Source organism: Dyadobacter ginsengisoli DSM 21015, assembly GCF_059568735.1.
Genome location: NZ_JCANTY010000004.1, coordinates 528,939 through 548,717 on the forward strand (window position 1 = coordinate 528,939; position 19,779 = coordinate 548,717).

Consider the following 19,779-nt stretch of genomic DNA (forward strand, 5'->3'; position numbering starts at 1 on the left):
CCATGACTATTGCCATCATGCAGCCCTATATTTTTCCATATATAGGTTATTTCCAGCTGATCAATGCCGTAGACAGGTTTATCATCTATGATGACGTCAGTTTCATCAACAAAGGCTGGATCAACCGGAACAACATTCTTGTCGGCGGGAAAGCGCATCTGTTCACGATCCCGCTGAAGGACGCCAGCCAGAACAAGTTGATTTTCGAAGTTGGGCTGGCCAGACATGAACCCTGGCAAAAAAAGCTTCTGAAAACCTTACAGCAATCCTATCAGAAAGCCCCATGTTATCAAAAGGTTTTTGATCTGATCGAAGAAATTGTAAATTTAGAAATTGAATCAATCAACGAGCTGAACCTGTGTGCATTACAAAAAACGTGTAAATACATGGAGATCAGCACCGAGATTGTCCCCTCGTCAACGGTGTACCAAAATGGACATTTAAAAGGACAGGACCGGATTCTGGATATCTGTAAACAAGAGCAGGCCGACCATTACATCAATCCAATTGGCGGAATGGAATTGTACGACAAAGGGAAATTTGAAAAAGAAGGAATCAGGCTGGACTTCATAAAAAGTATATTGAGCCCGTATCCCCAATTTAAAAATGCTTTCGTACCTTGGTTGTCTGTTATAGACGTTCTGATGTTTAACCACCCGGACGATATCAGGAAACAGTTAGAGGCTTACGAACTAATTTAGGAATGGCTAAGATTATTGTTTTTGGAATACTCGACACAGCAGAATTAGCGCACTATTACCTGACTCATGATTCTGAACATGAGGTTGTTGCATTCACAGTCAACCGCCAATACATCGAACAGGAATCCTTCCATGGCTTGCCGGTAGTGGCATTCGAAGACATAGAGAATATTTTCTCCCCGTCCGAATATCATTTTTTTGCTCCCATGACCGGTCGTAATATGAACCGCAACCGGGAAGCAATATACAACCACGCCAAAGCCAAGGGATATCAATTTATATCCTACATCAGCTCCCGCGCTACGATTTTTGATAAAAGCGTGATAGGAGAAAACTGCTTTATTCTGGAAGATAATACGATTCAGCCATTCACTACGGTTGGTAACAACGTCGTCATGTGGAGCGGCAACCACATCGGACATCACGGGCAGATCAAAGACCATGTTTTTTTTACATCGCACGTGGTGCTCTCAGGGCACTGTGTCGTGGAACCCTACTGTTTCTTTGGCGTGAACAGTACCATACGTGATTACACATCCATTGCACAGGGAACCCTGGTAGGAATGGCTTCGGCCATCACGAAGGAAACCGAGGAATGGGGTATTTATGTCGGAAATCCTGCAAAAAAGGTGCCCGGAAAAATGAGTTTCGAGGCTTATTGATAAGGTCCGCCGATTCGAAGTTTGAGCTAGCAATTATTGGTAATGGAGCAGAAGAGAATACTTTTTGTGAGTCATGACGCTAACAGGGCAGGAAGTCAGTTGCTGCTGCTGCAGTTGTTGAGGCTATTGAAAGAACGAGGCGTCCCGATGCACCTGCTGCTTTGCAATGGCGGAGAACTGGAACAGGAGTTTGAGGAGGTTGTCGGCATTACCCGGCTTTACAGAAGCCAGAAGGTATCGACGCCGCCTTTCACGGGCAAACTCCTCCGCAAAACAAACCTGCTTAAACTCTATGAGGAGCGTTCGCTCCAGCGGGGTAACGAAAAAGTCATTGCGGAGCTCGAACAGCAGAATATCGGCCTGGTTTTTATCAACTCTATCGCCAACGCCGAGGTCTATTATGATTTTCTGAAATTCCTGCACCACCTGCCGCTGGTGCTATTCGTACATGAGCTGGCGATGTCCGTCAGGATATACACGCATGAAAAACATCTGAATTTCCTTCTCAAAAAAACAGATCATCTGATCGCTGTCTCGAATGCGGTAGCCGACTACTATGTCAGGAAATATGATTTTCCTGAAAAACATGTGAGCACTTTCACGCTGATCGATCATGAGCATATCGACCATACATTACAGTCGGTACAGAATGATATTCTTGAAAAAACCTATAAAGTCCCCGAGGACGCCATCGTGATAGGAGGATGCGGAAATGCAGAATGGCGTAAGGGGAATGATATATTCAACTGGATCGCCAAGCGGGTGATCCACAAAACACATCCTTTGCCGGTCTACTTTGTATGGGTAGGCGCCGGCCCCCAACATGAGATCTATGAGCTGATCGAAAGCGACATCAGGCTGATGGGATTGAGCGACCGTATTATCCTGGTCCCTCCCACCCCGAAAGCACTCGACTATATCAATCGCTTCGACGTGTTGTTGCTCAGCTCCCGGGAAGACCCCTATCCGCTTGTGGTGATGGAAGCCGCGCTCCAGGAAATCCCCGTTGTCTGTTTTGAAGACGCTGGCGGAGCACCCGAACTCATTGAATCAGACGCAGGATTTGTTGTCCCATATATGGACATATCTGCCGCTTCGGATGCAATCATCCAGTTGATCCTGGATCCGTCGTTGCGAAATACGATGGGGCAGAACGCCCGCAGAAAAGTACTGGAGAGACATAATACCGACAAGAGTGTAGCCAGGATCGAAGCCATTATTCAAAAGTATTTACCTTTGCAGGTTTCGGAACAGCATAATCAATGACCATTGCCTTTACCATTTGCTCCATTAACTATCTGGCCCAGGCCAGAACATTAGGAGACTCCCTAAAAGCTACCAACCCGGACGTCCGGTTTTTCATAGGTCTGGTTGATAACCTGGAAGGAGTCGCATTTGAAGAATCCTATGCCCCGTCGTATCCGATGGTCGAAATCGACAAGATAGATATCCGGGATTTTCAGGAAATGTGTGACCGTTATAATATCACAGAGCTCAACACAGCGGTAAAGCCATTTTATTTCACCTACTTTTTCAAACATTACCCGGAAGCCCGGAATGTCATTTACTTTGACCCGGATATCATTGTATACCAGCCATTGACGGGCCTGCTCGAGTCGCTCGCCAAATACAATGCGGTACTGACTCCCCATATTAATACACCCATTGACGACCGGCTTACACCCAACGAGCTGCATCACCTCAACACCGGCGTGTATAATCTTGGCTTTGTGGCATTCAGCCGGTCGGAAGAAAACGACCGTTTTATATCGTGGTGGGAAGAGAAACTCAGGTATGAATGCCTGATAGACCTTTGCAACGGGTTGTTCGTCGATCAGAACTGGATGAATTTCCTGCCGGTTTTTGTACCCAACACCCATATTGAAAGAAACCCGGGGTACAATGCAGCCTACTGGAACCTTCATGAGCGGACTTTCTCGTTCAGAGACGGCACATATTTTGTTAACGAAGCAGATCCGCTTATTTTCTTTCATTATAGCGGCTATGATCCTGCGAAGCCCGAAGTGCTTTCCAAATATCAGGACCGCTTCGAGCTCGGCAACCGTACCGACCTCAAGGCCGTTTTTGATTTATATAAAAACAGCCTTATCAGCAATGGGAATGCCTACTATCGTAAATTCCCTTGCTCATACATCAAACCAACGCCCGTCCGGCGCTATCAGCGTGTGAGGAAGTTCCTGAAAATGCCTGTCAACTACCTGATAGGCAGGTTACAAACAATCTGATGAAAGAGCTGGTAACTGTTATCATTCCTATTCTCGAGACTCAGATCAATCCAACAGAGGAAAAACTGTTGCACCATGCGTTGAACATGCTTTCGAAGTATCCGATCATATTTGTGGCGGGGGAAAATACTGATTTGTCGGTTGTCCGCGAGCATGCCGCAAATATCGACGTCATAAACTTTCCCCAACGGTATTTCAAATCACGGCAGCATCTGAGTCAATTATTTCTCATGCCCGATTTTTACGACCGGTTTAACTGGTGTGAGTTTCTGCTGATCCACGAGCTCAACAGCTGGGTCATACAAGACGAACTTTTTTACTGGTGCAAGCAAGGCTACGATTACCTGAAATGCGTGCCCCCACTTCCCGATCCTGGCATCCTAAAACGGCTTATCGGCTTGGCAGACGACGAAAAACGAGTGTACGGGGAGGGTTATACCGACAATGGGCTTTACCTTTGCCGGATCGACCGGATGAGCGGCACGTTGAAAAGCAAGAAAAAAACAGCTCATCAGTATCGCCATAACGCGAATCTGCCTTACGCAGATTCGGTATTCTGGGATCTGGAAGCAAACCGTTTCTGGCCCCATTTACGAAAGCCAACCGGAATGGTACTGAAACATTTTGCAAAAAATGGTGTCTATTCCAGTACAGATAAAAATGTGCCTTTCGCATTGACTGGCATTTCAGGAAATAACATCCATGAGGTGCCTTACTTTAAAATTTTGCCGGAAAAGGAATAAGCGTTCATGAATATTATCTACACAGTTTGCAATCGAACTAACCTGGCACACGCACTGGCTCTGGCCGATTCTGTGTTACAATACCAGTCCGATCATATTTTCTACCTGGCTATGGTAGATTCCGTACCAGCTGAGAGACTTCCCCTGCATGTCCGGCCGCTGCTGGTTTCGGAATTGGCAATCCCGGGTTGGGAGCGCATGGCAGCAGAATACTTTGACTTTGAACTTCTGCCGGCATGCCGCCCCTGGTTTGCATTGGAACTGCTGAGAAGACATCCCGAATGCAGGCAATTGACTTTCCTGGCACCCACCGTGGTACTCAAGAAGTCCATCAACAATGTTTTCTCTTCTGATCATGAAGTCTATCTGACACCCAATATATCTGCTCCGCTCAAACGTTCCGGGATTCTGGATGATAAACGGATTCTGAATGCCGGGATGTTCCACTCGGGGAGCTGGGCGGTCAGGCCATCTGAAAAAATCACTCAAATGCTCGAATGGTGGGCAGCTCGCACCGTAGATCGTGCAAAGTTCGATCTATGCAATGGCATGAACACCGATCAGCTTTGGCTCAATTATGTCCCGGTCTGGATTCCCTCGCACCAAACCGTTTACCACGCCGGATGGCATTATGGATTGAATGCGGTTTTAAACCGTACGCTTTCTGCCGGAAAAGAGGGTTATCGGGTCGATGGGCAGCCGCTTATCTCCCTGGATTTCGCCGGTCTTTGTTTCTTTGATCCGATATGGTCCGACCATGCCGCGTTATTGAAGCAAAACCAGACTTTTGAAGCGTTATTCAACGATTATAAATTGGCAGTGAGGGATAATCAAAAGCAGTTCCCAATGAGTGGACAACCCGCTTTTGGCAAAGTAGTTCCGATCAGCAAAAACAGGGTTATGAGAAACGGAATTGCATCAAAATTGAAAGCGCTGTCCACATTCATCGATCAGTTTTAATTTAGCGAAACAGGATTCTATGCATTTTTTAGAACAAACCACGCAAGACCTGCGGAACTTTCTTTCAGGGCCCAAAGCAGTTTCCGCCGGCGGCGGAAACGCGCAACGGTACCCGAAGCTCACGATCATTACACCATCCTATAACCAGGCGGTTTTTCTGGAACGGACGATCCTCAGCGTATTGAATCAGAATTATCCGAACCTGGAATATATCATTGTCGACGGCGGCTCCACAGACCACAGCGTTGAGGTGATCAAAAAGTATGAAAAATATCTTTCCTGGTGGGTCTCAGAAAAAGATCGCGGACAGGTACACGCTATCAACAAGGCCTTGGAGCGGGCAACCGGAGACTACATAAGCTTCCAAAATTCAGATGATGTATATTTCCCGGGGACTTTCTCTCGTTTTGGAGAGGCAGCGTTGAAATACCAGGCAGATATCCTCTACGGGGACCTGTATATGATCACCACCGACGACGAAGTGACAGAACTACTGAAAACAACATCTTACAATTTTGATTGCCAGATCCTGGAAGGAATGCAGATCCACAACCAGTCTCTGTTTTTCAAAAGGTCGCTGGTTGAGCAGTACGGCATGTTCGACGAATCTTTCCGTTTTGCATTTGACTATGATTTTATCACACGTTACACGTCTCACAAAACAACGACCACGAAAAAGATCGATGGGCTCGGGGGTGCGTTGCGTGTACATGCAGAAGCGAAGTCGTCAACCATTGCCACCACGATAGGACGGGAGGAACATGCCCGGGTACAAAAATTGTACATTTCAACGAATGCGTCCGCGGTAGTCAACAAAATCAAGTATCTTTGGTGTCGTATCCGTAAAATCGCCTATTTCATTCTGCGATTTGATTTTCAATACATCAGATTCAGGATTTCCAGATGAATTGGAGCTTATTTAACGTAGCCAATAATTTTAATTATCTCCGGTATTCGATGGGCATCGCAATGATGTTCAACGGGTTTCCACTGATATTTTTCATACGTGACACCTTAGGCGTAGGGCCTGCGAGCAGCATTTTTACCGCGATCTTCTTCTCGCTCGCGCTGTTGCTGATGGTGCCTGCTACGCTTTTCAAACGTCTGTACAAGCCGAATGTCATTCTGCTTAACCTCGGGCTCGGCTTCATGCTGCTCACGCTCTACTATTTCATTTTCATGAATTCAGTGGGTAAATCACTGGCAGATACCGGCAACTTTGTTTTCACATTCGGCTTTCTGATCCTGCTGATACATGTTCCCAATGATGTCAAAGATACATTGATACAGGTACTTTTCCTTTTCTCCTTTTTTACCAATATTACCCTCGTTTACTCGCTGATTACCGACCCCAACTGGACACCTGGGATGCGTGCGGCTGTAAGCTTTGCCAATGAAGGCGCCCAACCCGGCGGAAATCCGCACATTACAGCCCGTAACGGGGCGATCTGCATGCTTTCTGCCATAGTGCTGCTGGGGAATACGAAACATTTGTTCACACGGCTGTTTCTGTTCTTCTCGGTATTATTCGGATTGGGTGTGGTTGTCCTCTCTCTTGCCAAATCCAGCTACCTGGGTCTGGGCATTGCGTTCGCGGCCTATTTTCTCTTTCATTTCAAGGTTTCGGACATTACCAGCGCCATTGGAAATGCATTCAAATTCAGGAATGTGATTTTCATTGTGCTGATTCTGCTTAGTATCAACTACTTTCTCAGCAGATATGGTGATATCCTTAACCTCTTGCTAGGCTACTGGGATATTTTTGAGGACCGGATCATGAACGTGATTTTTACCTCTACCGGTGTAAGACTTTCGGAAGAGGCCGATGTCGACTACTCCGCGATGGGACGCGTGAGCGGTTTTGGTGAGTTTCTGGAAACGTTGTTTTCCTGGGACATTTTCCTGGGCAGAGGATATAAGAATGATTACCTGGATGTGCCTATTTTAGAATCCTGGGTCAATCACGGTTTTTTCGGATTTGTATTTTTCGCAGGATTTAATATTTTCCTTTTCATTTTCGTGATACGGGAAGTTCGCCGTCACACCAATCCATTAACCACATTCCTGGCATACTTCTTCCTGTCAATGATGGTGTTGCTGGCAACAGGGGGCCGTCCATATGACATTGCATTCTGGTTCCCGTATTCCGTGATGATTCGCTTCCTCGGTATCAAATACCTGGATTATATTCCAAGAAGAAAGCGAGCGCAACCCAAAACACTACCTTTGAGTCCCGTAACCACCTGACACGCTCCCCCGGAGCCCGGGAACCTGCCGAAGGTTCCCTGTTATTTACGCATGAAGAACAGAGTCGAACAACTGGATGGACTAAGGGGCATTTTTTCTGTCCTCGTCATCGCCCATCACCACAATGCATTCAAGGACTCCGCTTTTTACAATAACTTTTTCGTCATCAATGCGAGTCTGTTTGTAGACTTTTTCTTTGTCCTCAGCGGCTTCGTCATCGCACTCAATTATGTGGATCGCATCCGCAATTCAGGCGATTTTCTTGCATTTCTGAAAAAACGCTTCATCCGCCTTTACCCGCTGCTGTTCTATACCGAAGCGGTATTCGTGGTGGCCAGCCTGCTGGGAGAAAACAGCCCGATGAAAAACGTAGGTGGTCTCGGTATGGGTTATTATCTGTATACGTCGTTCGATACGTTAACATTCATGGGTTCCAGCACGGTATTCGGTGCGTGGATCAGCAACAACTACCCCTCCTGGTCCATTTCCGCAGAAATGATCTCCTATATCGTCTTCGGACTGATTGTCTGGCTTCTGCCGAAAATCAAATACCCCGCGTTTGCTGTTGTCGCGCTCCTGTCCGGGCTGTTCATCTTTTTGAGAGGGGAATACCTGCTGGCTTACGATTATGGCTTTGTCCGCGCGCTTCTATGCTTTTCACTGGGCATTTTTACGCACCGCTTCCTGAGTACCAGAAGAAGTTACGGACTATCCGGATTCGAAATTCCATTCCTCATTTTGCTGGTTTTTTCCATGTACACCGTACACCACTGGGAGCTGAATCTTTGGAAGCTCGTTTTTCCATTCATATTCTCGGGCGGTATCATCATTTTTGCCAATTCCACAGGCATCGTTACTCAGCTGTTAAGTAGCCGGCCTTTTCAATATCTGGGAAAAATCTCCTACTCCATTTACCTGAACCACGCTATTGTATTGATATTTGTCAACATCATACTTTTTCGGGTCCTGAAAACGCCGGAAACAGAGCTGATGATCGGCATTTCATTGCTGACGTCGATCGCACTGACTATTTTCTATTCCCATTTCACTTATGAATACGTGGAAAAAAGAGTAGGCAAATTCCTGAAAGACAACTGGAAATAATGGTACGATTTTTACCGGTCCGGTTTGATCCGGCTTGAAGTAAACCTTTCGGCTTCCGGATTGGTTATCTTTTCAGCATAAACAATTTCAACCATGGCAACATTTTCAGAGCTTATCAATAGCAATAAACCGGTGCTGGTCGATTTTTCTGCCGAATGGTGTGGACCTTGCAAAATGATGAAGCCGATCCTTGATAAGGTGAAGGCTGAACTCGGCGATTCGGCGACAATCATCAAAGTGGATGTCGATAAGAATCAGTCTGCCGCCCAGGCATATCGCATTCAGGGTGTACCGACACTGATCGTTTTCAAGAACGGGAAACCGCTCTGGCGTCAATCCGGCGTAGTGCAGGCAGATCAGCTGAAATCGGTTATCCAGCAATATATCTAAACATTAATCCTGTCCCCCTGATCCGTAGTTCGCGATGCTGAAAAGTAATCATTTCGAAATAGTTAAAGACATAGATTTTAGCATCGAACCCTTCACGGGAGACAGTTTTGAGCAAGTTAAATTCATTCAATGCATCTTTTCGGATCTTTCAGGCATTGACTTTATCGATTGCGTATTTCAGGATTGCAATCTCAGCAATGCATCCGTGAAAAACTGTAAGCTATCGGATATCGATTTCATTAATTGTAAACTGACCGGCATTCACTTCTCCGAGGCCAAGGATTTTGCATTTGCGGCCACTTTCGAAAACTGTATCCTCGATTATGCGGTTTTTGAAAGGAAGAAAATGGGTAAGACCACTTTCAGTAACTCCAAGATCCACGGCGCCGACTTCACCCATGCCGATCTTTCCAAATGCAGAATTCACAACAGCGATTTCTGGGATGCTGTTTTTGATAATACCAATCTTTCCGGCGTAGATTTCTCAACCAGTAAAAACTTCACCATCGACCCCACCAGCAATAACATACGTAAGGCCAAATTCCTTTCCTCTGACCTTGCGGGACTCCTGACGAAATTTGACATAATTATCAAATAGTACTTTGAACGCCTGGCCATTTTTTGTTTCTTGGCGCATCAAATTTTCACCCGTCAGGTTATGTCCACCCAGTTTTTCGCAGAAAAAGTTTATACAGGCCAGGAAGTCCTTTTCAATCAGATAATCATCACCGAAAACGGTAAAATTAAAGGCATAGAAGGCGGAACGGCACGCACTGGCATGCCACATTTCACCAACGTCGCTGCCGGCCTTTTCGACAGTCATATCAACGGCGGCGAGCAATACTATTTCACCGAGCGGGCCGATGAAGAAACCATCGACGATATTTATCAGGCGAGTGTAAGAACAGGTACCGCCTATGTGCTTCCCACCCTCATTACGTCACCTCACGACAACATTCTGAAAGGTATTGAGGCGACGCGGCGTTATATGGAAAAAAATCCGGATTCAGGTGTACTGGGTATGCATCTGGAAGGGCCGTTCCTGAACCCCGTCAAACGCGGCGCACATCTAACTGCCTTTGTGAGGAAACCTGAGAACGCAGAACTGGAAGAAATTATCCGTTATGGAAAAAACGTGATCCGTCTCATCACCATCGCGCCTGAAATGTTTACCGCGGACCAAATCCAAATGCTGTTGGACTCCGGCATCACCGTTTCTGCCGGCCATTCCAATGCGACATATGCCGAAGCAATGGATGCATTCGACCAGGGCATACAGCTGGTGACCCACTTGTATAATGCTATGTCGGCATTCGGGCACCGCGCTCCCGGGCTCGTAGGTGCTACTTTCGATACCGAATCGGTGTACGCGCCAGTGATAGTGGATGGTACCCATTGTGATTTTGGCGCCGCGAGCGTGGCCTACAAGATCAAAAAAGACAAGCTTTTCCTGATCTCCGATGCCTTGTTCCTGGGGCAAAAAGTGACACAGTTCAAATGGGGAGAATTTGACGCCTATCTGAAAGATGGTAAGTACATGAATTCCGACGGGAATCTTGCGGGTGCGACCATTTCCCTGGGTGACGCAGTGCGGAACGCGGTGGCAATGCTTGGTGTACCTGTGCAGGAGGCGATCGAAATGGCGACTATCAGGCCGGCAAAGGCGTTGGGTATCGACACCCGGATCGGCAGCATCGCAGCAGGTTACCCGGCTGTTTTTACCACGTTCGATGACGCCCTCGAAACTTTCGAAGTCAAAAGGTTTTAGTTATACAACGAGCAATCCACCGTCCTTCAACTCCTGCCAGGTGCGGGAGTTGGCAAAGGATTCAAAACTGCCGAGCCCAGCTGTCTCGAAATCGTTTTTGAATTGCTCCAATGCGTAAGGCTCCGGATTGGCGATCAGTAGATTAGGCAGCATTTCAGCCAGCCATTCCCCCACAGCCACATCCGCCTCGACCGCCCACTCTTTCTTCTTGTTATAAAAAACCAGCTCGGCGACCTCAAAAACTTTTTTGCCTTTCCGCTCTTCAAAAACCGACATTTCGGGCAGGCTACCTGTCCAGACAACGATCGCATTCGGCCTCGCAGCGTTATCCGGCAATTCGCGGACGCTTCTTTCAATGTAATTGGGTGGAATGGAAGTCGGCGGCGTTTTGAAACCGAACCATTCTGACAATGGGAAATCGAGACAAACACCGTGCATGAAATTGAATAACGACTTGCGCAACCCCTCCGCATACCGGTCATGATCGGTCCCCAGCGGGTCTTCATGTTCGAGGTCGTTATTTGCAAATGTGCCGGTATCGGGTCCGAGCCGCATTACGTCAAACTCTTCGGGATATAAGCCGACGGGGCTGTGCGCCGTCATTGCAAACCGGTGCCAGAAGCCCGATTGCACAATACCCAGCTGAAACAGCTGCCGCACCATTTCCAGCGCGTCGATCGTCTCCTGGGCAGTCTGCGTCGGGAAACCATACATCAGGTACGCATGCACCATAATCCCCGCCTGCGTGAACGCATCCGCCACGCGCGCTACCTGTGCAACGGTGACGCCTTTCTTCATTCTTTCCAGCAACCGGTCGGAAGCTACTTCCAACCCGCCTGAAATGGCAATACAGCCAGATGCTTTCAGCAGCAGACAAAGGTCGTGTGTGAAGTTCTTTTCAAAACGAATATTGGTCCACCAGACGACCGTAAGTTTCCGGCGGACGATTTCCAATGCAAGATCGCGCAGCAATGCGGGCGGGGCAGCTTCATCCACGAAATGGAAGCCATTCTGCTGCGTTTGCTCGATGATCTCCTCAATGCGGTCGCAGAGCAACGCGGCCGTCATGGGCTCATAGCGACGAATATAATCCAGCGAAATGTCGCAAAAGGAACATTTTCCCCAATAGCACCCATGTGCAAGCGTCAGTTTGTTCCACCGTCCGTCACTCCACAAGCGGTGCATCGGATTGACGATCTCGATTACCGAGAGATAGTCGTTCAGCGGAAGATCGCTGTAATCCGGTGTACCGGTATCGCGCTGCGGAACATCCTTTTCCCGGGCACCATTGTGATACACCACCTGGCCATCGACCAATGTATATACCCTTTTCAGTTGCGAAAGCGCTCGTTCGCCTTCGAGATATTCCAGCAGCGATTGCAACGGGGCTTCGCCATCATCCAGGCACACAAAATCAATGTATTTAAAAACACGCGGCTCTTTCAGCGAACGCAGTTCCGTATTCGCAAACCCGCCGCCCATCACGATTTGAATGTGGGGATAGTGTTGTTTCAAATACTGCCCGCATTTAAATCCCCCGTACAAGTTCCCGGGAAACGGGACCGAAATGCAGACGATATCCGGACAATAACGTTGTATTTTCTGTTCCAAAACATCTTTCAAAGTCTGGGAAAGTAAAGTATCCGGCATTTCCAGCGCATTCTCCATTTCATCAAAGCTCGTCGCCGAACGCCCGAGCCGCTCCGCATACCGGCTGAACCCGAAATGCGGATCGATGGCTTCCTGGATCAGGTCGCCGAGGTCTTCCAGATAAAGCGTAGCCAGGTGCCTGGCTTTGTCATGAATACCCATTGTGCCAAATGCCCAATCGAGGTCTTCCAATTGCTGAAACCGGCTTGCCTCAGGCAAATAACTGCGGTCACAAATGCTATGGGCCAGGGTGGGGTTTCGGTTTTTGAGAAAGCGGATCACCGGATCAATGGTACTGACATACTCGTCGCGAAGCGCGTACACCCGGAAGCTATTGTCCGTCAGCTCGATATCCGAAGCTTCAAGCAATGCAAACAGTTTTTTCAGCCCTTTGGAAGAAAACAGTTCCAATATAACGTCAATGCCCAGATCAGCCTGATACGACTCCCGGCCCAGCGTGTTCAAAAAGCCTTTGAGATAGGCGGTAGCGGGGTATGGCGTATTGAGTTGGGTAAATGGCGGGGTAATGAGCAGCGTTTTCTTTTTCACAGGGGCACGTTTTCTTCACTGCAAAGGTAGGGGAAATGTATCAGAGGACATTAATTTGTAGCTTTACAACCGGCTATTTTGGTGACACACAACATGATGAAAATTCTTCGGACTGACTTCTTTACTTCCTACCCGGCGCAGCTTTCAACGAACCTGCTTCAGAACTTGGGCAATCTCCCGTAGCAGCGCTTCCAGTCCGGGGAGTTCAATTTTTACACGTCTGTCGCCGTCATTTCTTCGTGCAGGATAGAAGGTGAAACAATGGAACTGGATTCTTATCTCAAACATAAGATCCAACACATCGAGTACCTGCCCGAACTCACCCAAAAGCCCAATGATCTTTTCCGGGCGTATGTTTTCGCAAAGGAAAACAGGCTTGGCAAAGACAGATTCCTGCAAGCGCACAGCTTCATTTCGGAACATTTGCCTCAAAACCAGCGTGGCGTATATCGCCGTAATGCGATGGTCGTCATGGAGCATAATACTGGGCGGATTCAGTTCGAAGCGGCGCCTGCCAGCATGGTTAAAGAGGAGATGGAAAAACTTTGGGAAGATGTCGATACGCTGCTTCGTCAGGATTTGTCTGTGGAAGAAGTGTTTTCTACGCTTCCCTGCTCCATTTGGTCTTTGTCAGCATCCCATCCATTCAACGACGGCAATGGCAGGGCGGGAAGATTGCTGGAAAAGTGGTTTTTGGCCGATAAACTGGGATCCGTTGCATGGTATATTCAGTCCGAGAAGCATTATTACCAGCATGTCAATGAATATTACCTCAATCTGAATCGACTCGGGTTATTCTATGAAGAGCTGGATTTCAGCAAAGCTGATAGATTTTTGATGCTGCTACCGGGGGGCGTTAAAAGAGTAGAGCCGGTAGTGAATAAATTGCCTTATACACATAACAATCGAAATCAAACGACACAGATCGTCGAACTTCCAATGCCGACACTTATTGCAGAGATACACCTCAATGCGGCTCCGGGTGTTCCAGATAGTCATGGAAATTAACCGGCGCGGTCCTCTTGCCGCGTCCCGGGTCCTTATACTGCGAAAACGCCCAGAGCACATACGACGTAATGTCCTGATAAAAATCCGAGCGGATCGGAAAAAGGCCGTCGCCATTTCGCAACGCATTGGTAAAAAGTACAACGGTAATATCATCAGGACAATGCATCCATATACTTCGGAAACCTTTGGGGTTAGGAATTCCGTAAGCCGAATACCACCATCCATCGTGATAACTGAACTTTCCTTCCGGCATCACCGCGCTGTAATTGGCCAATCCATTGCTCAGCATCTCCTCCCTGATTTCCTGCGTGATTACGGTCGAATTACCGGGAGAGAACAATGCGGAGTACACACTAATCGCCTCATTTGCAGACAGATAAAAGCCATACCCTCCGGTAGTAGAGGAAAAGTCGCCAGGGTCGAAGCCAAACTCTCCGGAGTATGGAAAATCATAACTATAGGTGGGAGTTGGAGCGCCATTGAGCAGGAATTTGTCGGTAACTACTCCTGCCTTTTCAAGAATGTTCTTTCTGATGTAATCCTCGTAGCTTTTGCTGGCAGATAACGCGTCATTGTCATCATCACCGGTCATTTGCAGTCCGGAAATGACCGGGATCAGTACCCGAAAAAGGCCAAAATTGGCGTTTTGGTAGCAGCTCGATCCATGGTTTTCCTTTCTGACCCCTTTCTCGATCAACGCTTTCAGGCCATACCAGATGTTTTCGGTATATGCTCCGTTCTGGCAATTTTCGCCCAGTCCAATAATCCCGCTTGTGTGCGTGAGGAGGTCTTTAAATGTAATGAGCTCCACGTTAGGACCGATGAGCCAGCTTTTCGGCAGGAATCCGATAATTTTGTCGCTGGTTTTGACACCCTTCTCTTTGGCCAGTTTCAGAAACGCCGCCGCGGTCAGCGTCTTGGTCATGCTGGCGATCTGCATTTTGGTATCCAGCGTGATGTCCTTATCCTGTCCCGCTTCCGATTTCCTTGCCTGCAACCCGCCCGTACCGGACCCAAGCAGCTCGTTTTGCCTGAAAACAGCAAAACTATATCCAAAGCCCCGGTCTTTCAGCGAGTCATTCAGGATAGTCACAAAGCGTTTGGCCGGATCCTCCATCACCGGGCCGGGATCATTGTTTTTTTTACAGGTAGCAAAAAATGCTATCATAAAAATCAGGAGGAAAATCCGGTAAAAATGTGGCTTCATGGCATGCAATGTTATGAATATGTAAAATGAAGATAGCAGCTAGTCCGATTGCATTCCAAACGGGTAATATTGTGACCACAATACATTACCGGCCCTATGCAGTCCTTCAATCATTTCTATTTCAAATCCATCTGTGCAGCCGTTCTACTGGCGGTCGGTCCTTTCTTCGCTTTTGCCCAGCAAAATAAAAGTTATCCGGCTTCCGCTTTTCCGGACCGCGTGATCCTCGGCTATAAGGGCAATCCGGCGACTTCACAGGCCGTTAACTGGCGCACCGATTCCACCGTGACCGACGCTATCGCCGCCATTCACGAGGCCGATCCCTCGCCCGATTTCCCTTCCAAGGCCCGAACCATTAAAGCCGCGACGCACCGAATCGTCCTCGACGGCAAAACAGTGCATTATCACGAGGCCAATTTCGGCGATTTAAAGCCATCCACCCAATACGCCTATCGCGTAGGCGATGGCAAGCACTGGAGTGAATGGTTTCATTTCAAAACCGCTTCCGACAAACCCGAGCCGGTTTCATTCCTGTACTTTGGCGACGCCCAGAACGACATCCGTTCACTGTGGTCACGGGCTGTACGCGGCGCATTCGCTACCATGCCTAAGGCTAACCTGATGATCCATGCGGGTGACCTGATCAATAATTCCAATGTGGATTACCAATGGGGCGAATGGTTCGAAGCCGGTGGCTGGATCAACGGGATGGTTCCTAACCTGGCCACACCCGGCAACCACGAATATTTCCGTGACGAAAATAAAAAACTGATGGTTTCGATGCACTGGAAACCGCAGTTTGCATTGCCTGAAAACGGACCGGAGGGCCTTTCGGAAACAGCCTACTACATCGATTACCAGGGTGTCAGGTTCATATCAATGGATTCACAAGCGGCCATCCTCGATCCGTCAACAATGGAAAAGCAGGCGGCCTGGTTTGAACAAATTACAACCAGCAACCCGAACCGCTGGACAGTCGTGGTGCATCACCACCCGATCTATTCAACCAAAAACGGTCGGGACAATGATGAATGGCGCGCCAAAATGGAGCCTCTGTATAAAAAACACAAGATCGACATCGTGTTGCAAGGTCACGATCATACTTACGGGCGGGGTCTCAACATCCCGGTGGGTCAGAGTCGCAAGAAGCCCGGCGGTCCTATTTACGTGGTATCTGTGAGCGGTCCGAAAATGTACGATATCGGCCTGCAAAACTGGATGGACCGTGCCGCCTCCAACACCCAGCTGTATCAGGCCATTACCATCGACCAAAACAAGCTATCATTCAAAGCATTCACTGTCAATGGTGATTTGTACGATGCATTTGATCTGAATAAGGACAAAAACGGCGCGAATACGCTTGTCGAGCTTTCAAATACGCTGAAAATGAAGGAGAGGCTGGATCTTCCAGAGCATTATATGAAGACTTTCAAAGACGAGGAGCTGAAAGAATATAATCAGCGTTATCAGGAATATAAAAAGCGCAAAGGCCTGAATTAATGTCAAAAACTTTGCCGGAACGTCACAATTCCGGCAAAGCTTCCATTGCCCTACTTCACTTTCACCGCATACAATGCACCGCGACCTGTGATAAACAGGGTATCGCTATTCTTCCCAGCCAATACAATCGTTGCGGGTCGTTCCGGTGTTTCAATCATATTGATCTCCTTACCCGACGGGTCAAATACATAAACTTGCCCGTCCGCGATATACACATTACCCTGATCGTCCACTGTCGAGCTGAATTCCCCCTTTTCTATAAATAGCCGCGGCTCCGACAAGTGCCCCTGAGGCCCGACATTAAACCGGACAGTCCTTTTCAGATACTCATCCGCACCGTAGAGCACCTTGCCGGGATACCCTTCCACCAACGCATTCGAGCGGGCGAGGTCGTACACCGCAGGCACGACCGTAACCCCGTCCGGTGCCAGCCAGCACTCCTTGAACTGATTGGTACTTACTTTCAGGAAATCGCCGGAATCCCGTCTTCTGTTCGAAGGGTTCAGGGTTTTGACAATGCCCGCAACCTTCTCCACAGGCACTTTTTGCAGCAAATGCATCGTCTCCTCCGGCTGTTCCGGGTTCATGGCGTACACCAGTGTCCCGAAACCGCTGTTACCCCAGCCACTGAATGACGTTCCTGCCGCGTCGGGAGGGTTCGGGAAAGTTTCAGGCTGACCATTGATCAGGTAGCCTGGCTTAGGGATGTACTTGAATACGACCAGCAGGTTATCCTTCGTATCACACCCCAAGGAAAGCGGTTCCCAGGGAAAATCGGCCACAAGGCTCAGTACATTAGTTTCGACCGACCATTTGTAAATCCTTCTGGCCTTCGATTCACTGAAATAGACATTTCCTTTGCTATCGCGACAAATCCCGTCGGCAAACTCGAAGCCTTTCGCGAGTTGGATCACTTTGCCCACTGTCATTTCTTCCGGCTTAGTTTCCGGAGTTTCGATTATCAGCCTGTTGAACTCCCACGGACGGACTTCCTTGTCTGAGTGGATGTCGAACAACGGAACCGTCGACGGGTATTTCGTCTGACTGTAATTGTGAACATTTAAAAATTCCAGCTTGCGGTTGTTCCACGAACGGATCGAGTAAGGGTAGGGCGTACTGACCCGGATCACGCGAAACATATAAAGGTTTGCAAAAACCATATCACTGCATTCCTCTATTTCCAAAGGCTGGCATTCCGAGCTCTCCCTGCTTTCTTCTTCTAATTGCAATGCAAATACCTTCCAGTTCGAAACATTCTTGAAACGCACCTCATTACGCACATGGTGCTCGACCGACATTGCATACACGCGCCCGGGCGTGGATGTGTACGACACATACGCGCCCGAAGTGGCGAAGGTATTGGCGGTCCAGATGTTCTTGAAAGTACCGCCTCCCCCGTCCGTCACCCATAAACTCCAGTACTGTGTGTCCCAGAACTGCTCATTGCCGGTATGCGAGGAGTTGTTCAACGCGTTCTGTCCGGGGCGCTTTCGGGGAATATTTCCGTGCCCTCCCAGAAATTTGACATCGTTCACATAGGAATTTGCCCCTGCCACCCATTTCAAGCCAACCGCCCGGGTGTTGCTGGCCGCTGTCGAAATACCGATGCCCGTGAGGATATTATTACCGCCCTTCGAAGATTCCACCATCGGTTTCGGCGGGCCGAAGCTCCCGAACGATTCTGTATTATCCTGCAAAATGAATTGCGTCGCAACAGGGCTCAGGCCGATCAACGCTGTTTTATTTTTCAATTTCAAAGTGGCTGTAATGCGGTACCAGCCTTGCGGCACGTAAATCACATCATGCTGGTCAATGGCGGCCTGAATAGCCTTCGTATCATCGGTGACGCCGTCACCTTTGGCACCTAATGCTTTGAGGTTTGCCCAGGTTTTAATGTCTGGAAAATCGGGAATATCTTTTTGAAAGGGCGCAGGTTCTGTTTTCAATGCTTCAGTATCCTGCATTGTCCCATGAACCGGCTTAGCCCCGAGACCTTCCATTTGCAACCCGTGGTGAAACGTTTTGACCCTATACAGTTCCCCGGCACCGGCAATTTGTTTGCCACTGGCACGGTAATTGGCCAGAACAGGCACCTTCTTGCAGATAATATTCTTCAAACTGATCTGGGTATACGCATTGTTTTCATTGCTGATCACAAACGCGGGACCTGTCACATTTTCCAGCCGGCTGTCTTCCATAAACAGCTTTTCATAGAAATTCGGGTTGATTTCCAAGACAGTCGGTACATTCTTTACTGTCATCCGCACGATCGTCAACCCGGATTCCTGCGAGCGGATGGCCGCTTTCCGCTGGCCTTCAAAATAGGTATCCACCATCATAAACTGCCAGCCCGGCGATGGTTTAAAAGTATAAATACCATAGTCGCCGCCGAAGAACCGGACATCTTCCATTTCATTCCCCACATCAAAAATCCCTGCCTTACCATTACCGGCATGGATATCGACATGAGAAATAAAACTGTGCTGTGCAAAATGTGTCCGCAATGCTACCGCCGAAGGATTACCGGCTCCGATCCGCAAATCCACATTGGACATTGCACTGTAAAAAGTACTCGCGCCGGCGTCAGGGACAGGCTGTCCCTCTTTGGGAAGAGATGAAGTAAACCAGAACATATATTTCGCATTACCCTTATCCTGCGGGTATTCTTCCTGAAAACCAGGAGCATTGTCCGCCAGCACAATCACCGGCCGCATGTTACCGTAACCGATCACACGCACGGCGGTAGGAATGTAGATCGTCTTACTGATCTTGTAAGTACCTGCGGGAATGAATACAATACCAAAGTTGTAGTTGGTTTTCACTTCGTTGATAGCACGTTGCAACTCATCCGATACATCAGTTTTGCCGTCGTTGGTAATTTTGAAGTTTTCGGGCGTAAAATAAGCTGCATCCTCATCCTGCAAACGTGTTTGGTAAAACGACTTGCTTTCCGGTAACTGGCTTATTGCCCTTTTCTTTTGCCCAAAGCAAAATTGCTGCGCTGAAATGATCAGCGCGAGTATTAAAATTCTTGTCAGCATATC

Annotated in this window: 17 protein-coding genes; 14 read left to right on the plus strand and 3 right to left on the minus strand. The window is 48.1% G+C overall.

The genetic code is table 11. The annotated features are described in order from the left end of the window. Positions 1-2 precede the first annotated feature (2 nt). The 12 genes from BP71_RS17275 (at position 3) to nagA (ending at position 10,821) form a co-directional block, all read left to right on the plus strand. A complete protein-coding gene (locus BP71_RS17275; protein ID WP_496381384.1) occupies positions 3-701 on the plus strand; it encodes a WbqC family protein in 699 nt (232 codons plus the stop codon). Between the two features lie 2 nt (positions 702-703). Beyond that, on the plus strand, positions 704-1,363 hold the full coding sequence (locus BP71_RS17280) for an acetyltransferase (protein ID WP_496381386.1): 660 nt from the start codon (positions 704-706) through the stop codon (positions 1,361-1,363). Between the two features lie 42 nt (positions 1,364-1,405). Further along, positions 1,406-2,629, plus strand: coding sequence for a glycosyltransferase family 4 protein (locus BP71_RS17285; RefSeq protein WP_496381388.1), 1,224 nt, complete (start codon positions 1,406-1,408; stop codon positions 2,627-2,629). After that, the gene (locus tag BP71_RS17290) at positions 2,626-3,609 is read left to right on the plus strand and encodes a glycosyl transferase (protein ID WP_496381390.1); all 984 of its coding nucleotides are present in this window, start codon (positions 2,626-2,628) and stop codon (positions 3,607-3,609) included. The genes BP71_RS17285 and BP71_RS17290 overlap by 4 nt, the downstream gene beginning before the upstream one ends. Then, positions 3,609-4,352, plus strand: coding sequence for a DUF5672 family protein (locus BP71_RS17295; protein ID WP_496381392.1), 744 nt, complete (start codon positions 3,609-3,611; stop codon positions 4,350-4,352). Before BP71_RS17290 ends, BP71_RS17295 begins: the two co-directional genes overlap by 1 nt. 6 nt (positions 4,353-4,358) lie before the next feature. Then, positions 4,359-5,312 carry a hypothetical protein gene (locus BP71_RS17300; RefSeq protein WP_496381394.1) on the plus strand — a complete coding sequence of 318 codons (954 nt, stop codon included), beginning with the start codon at positions 4,359-4,361 and terminating at the stop codon, positions 5,310-5,312. A 19-nt stretch (positions 5,313-5,331) separates the two neighbouring features. Next, positions 5,332-6,219 (plus strand): glycosyltransferase family 2 protein, encoded by an 888-nt coding sequence (locus BP71_RS17305; protein ID WP_496381396.1) that lies wholly within the window; start codon positions 5,332-5,334, stop codon positions 6,217-6,219. Beyond that, the gene (locus BP71_RS17310; protein ID WP_496381398.1) at positions 6,216-7,559 is read left to right on the plus strand and encodes a hypothetical protein; all 1,344 of its coding nucleotides are present in this window, start codon (positions 6,216-6,218) and stop codon (positions 7,557-7,559) included. The genes BP71_RS17305 and BP71_RS17310 overlap by 4 nt, the downstream gene beginning before the upstream one ends. Positions 7,560-7,610: 51 nt before the next feature. After that, a complete protein-coding gene (locus BP71_RS17315) occupies positions 7,611-8,663 on the plus strand; it encodes an acyltransferase family protein (protein ID WP_496381400.1) in 1,053 nt (350 codons plus the stop codon). 93 nt (positions 8,664-8,756) lie between these two features. Beyond that, on the plus strand, positions 8,757-9,053 hold the full coding sequence (trxA, locus tag BP71_RS17320; RefSeq protein ID WP_496381402.1) for a thioredoxin: 297 nt from the start codon (positions 8,757-8,759) through the stop codon (positions 9,051-9,053). A gap of 34 nt (positions 9,054-9,087) precedes the next feature. Next, positions 9,088-9,651 (plus strand): pentapeptide repeat-containing protein, encoded by a 564-nt coding sequence (locus BP71_RS17325; protein ID WP_496381404.1) that lies wholly within the window; start codon positions 9,088-9,090, stop codon positions 9,649-9,651. A 60-nt stretch (positions 9,652-9,711) separates the two neighbouring features. Continuing rightward, a complete protein-coding gene (gene nagA / locus BP71_RS17330; protein WP_496381406.1) occupies positions 9,712-10,821 on the plus strand; it encodes an N-acetylglucosamine-6-phosphate deacetylase in 1,110 nt (369 codons plus the stop codon). On the opposite strand, the gene BP71_RS17335 is transcribed toward nagA, so the two are convergent. Then, positions 10,822-13,020 carry a B12-binding domain-containing radical SAM protein gene (locus BP71_RS17335; RefSeq protein WP_496381408.1) on the minus strand — a complete coding sequence of 733 codons (2,199 nt, stop codon included), beginning with the start codon at positions 13,018-13,020 and terminating at the stop codon, positions 10,822-10,824. Between the two features lie 261 nt (positions 13,021-13,281). Between BP71_RS17335 and BP71_RS17340 the strand changes: the two genes are divergently transcribed. Next, entirely contained in the window at positions 13,282-14,028 is a 747-nt protein-coding gene (locus tag BP71_RS17340; protein ID WP_496381410.1) for a Fic family protein, read from the plus strand. On the opposite strand, the gene BP71_RS17345 is transcribed toward BP71_RS17340, so the two are convergent. Next, the gene (locus tag BP71_RS17345) at positions 13,988-15,235 is read right to left on the minus strand and encodes a serine hydrolase domain-containing protein (RefSeq protein ID WP_496381412.1); all 1,248 of its coding nucleotides are present in this window, start codon (positions 15,233-15,235) and stop codon (positions 13,988-13,990) included. The two genes, BP71_RS17340 and BP71_RS17345, sit on opposite strands and share 41 nt — an antisense overlap. Positions 15,236-15,331: 96 nt before the next feature. On the opposite strand from BP71_RS17345, the gene BP71_RS17350 reads away from it, so the two are divergent. After that, positions 15,332-16,735, plus strand: a complete 1,404-nt coding sequence (locus tag BP71_RS17350; protein ID WP_496381414.1) for a purple acid phosphatase family protein — start codon at positions 15,332-15,334, stop codon at positions 16,733-16,735. A 50-nt stretch (positions 16,736-16,785) separates the two neighbouring features. Here the strand turns inward: BP71_RS17350 and BP71_RS17355 are convergent, their stop codons facing one another. Continuing rightward, complete coding sequence (locus tag BP71_RS17355; protein WP_496381416.1) at positions 16,786-19,776, minus strand: glycosyl hydrolase family 28-related protein; 2,991 nt, start codon at positions 19,774-19,776, stop codon at positions 16,786-16,788. Between the last annotated feature and the right edge of the window lie 3 nt (positions 19,777-19,779).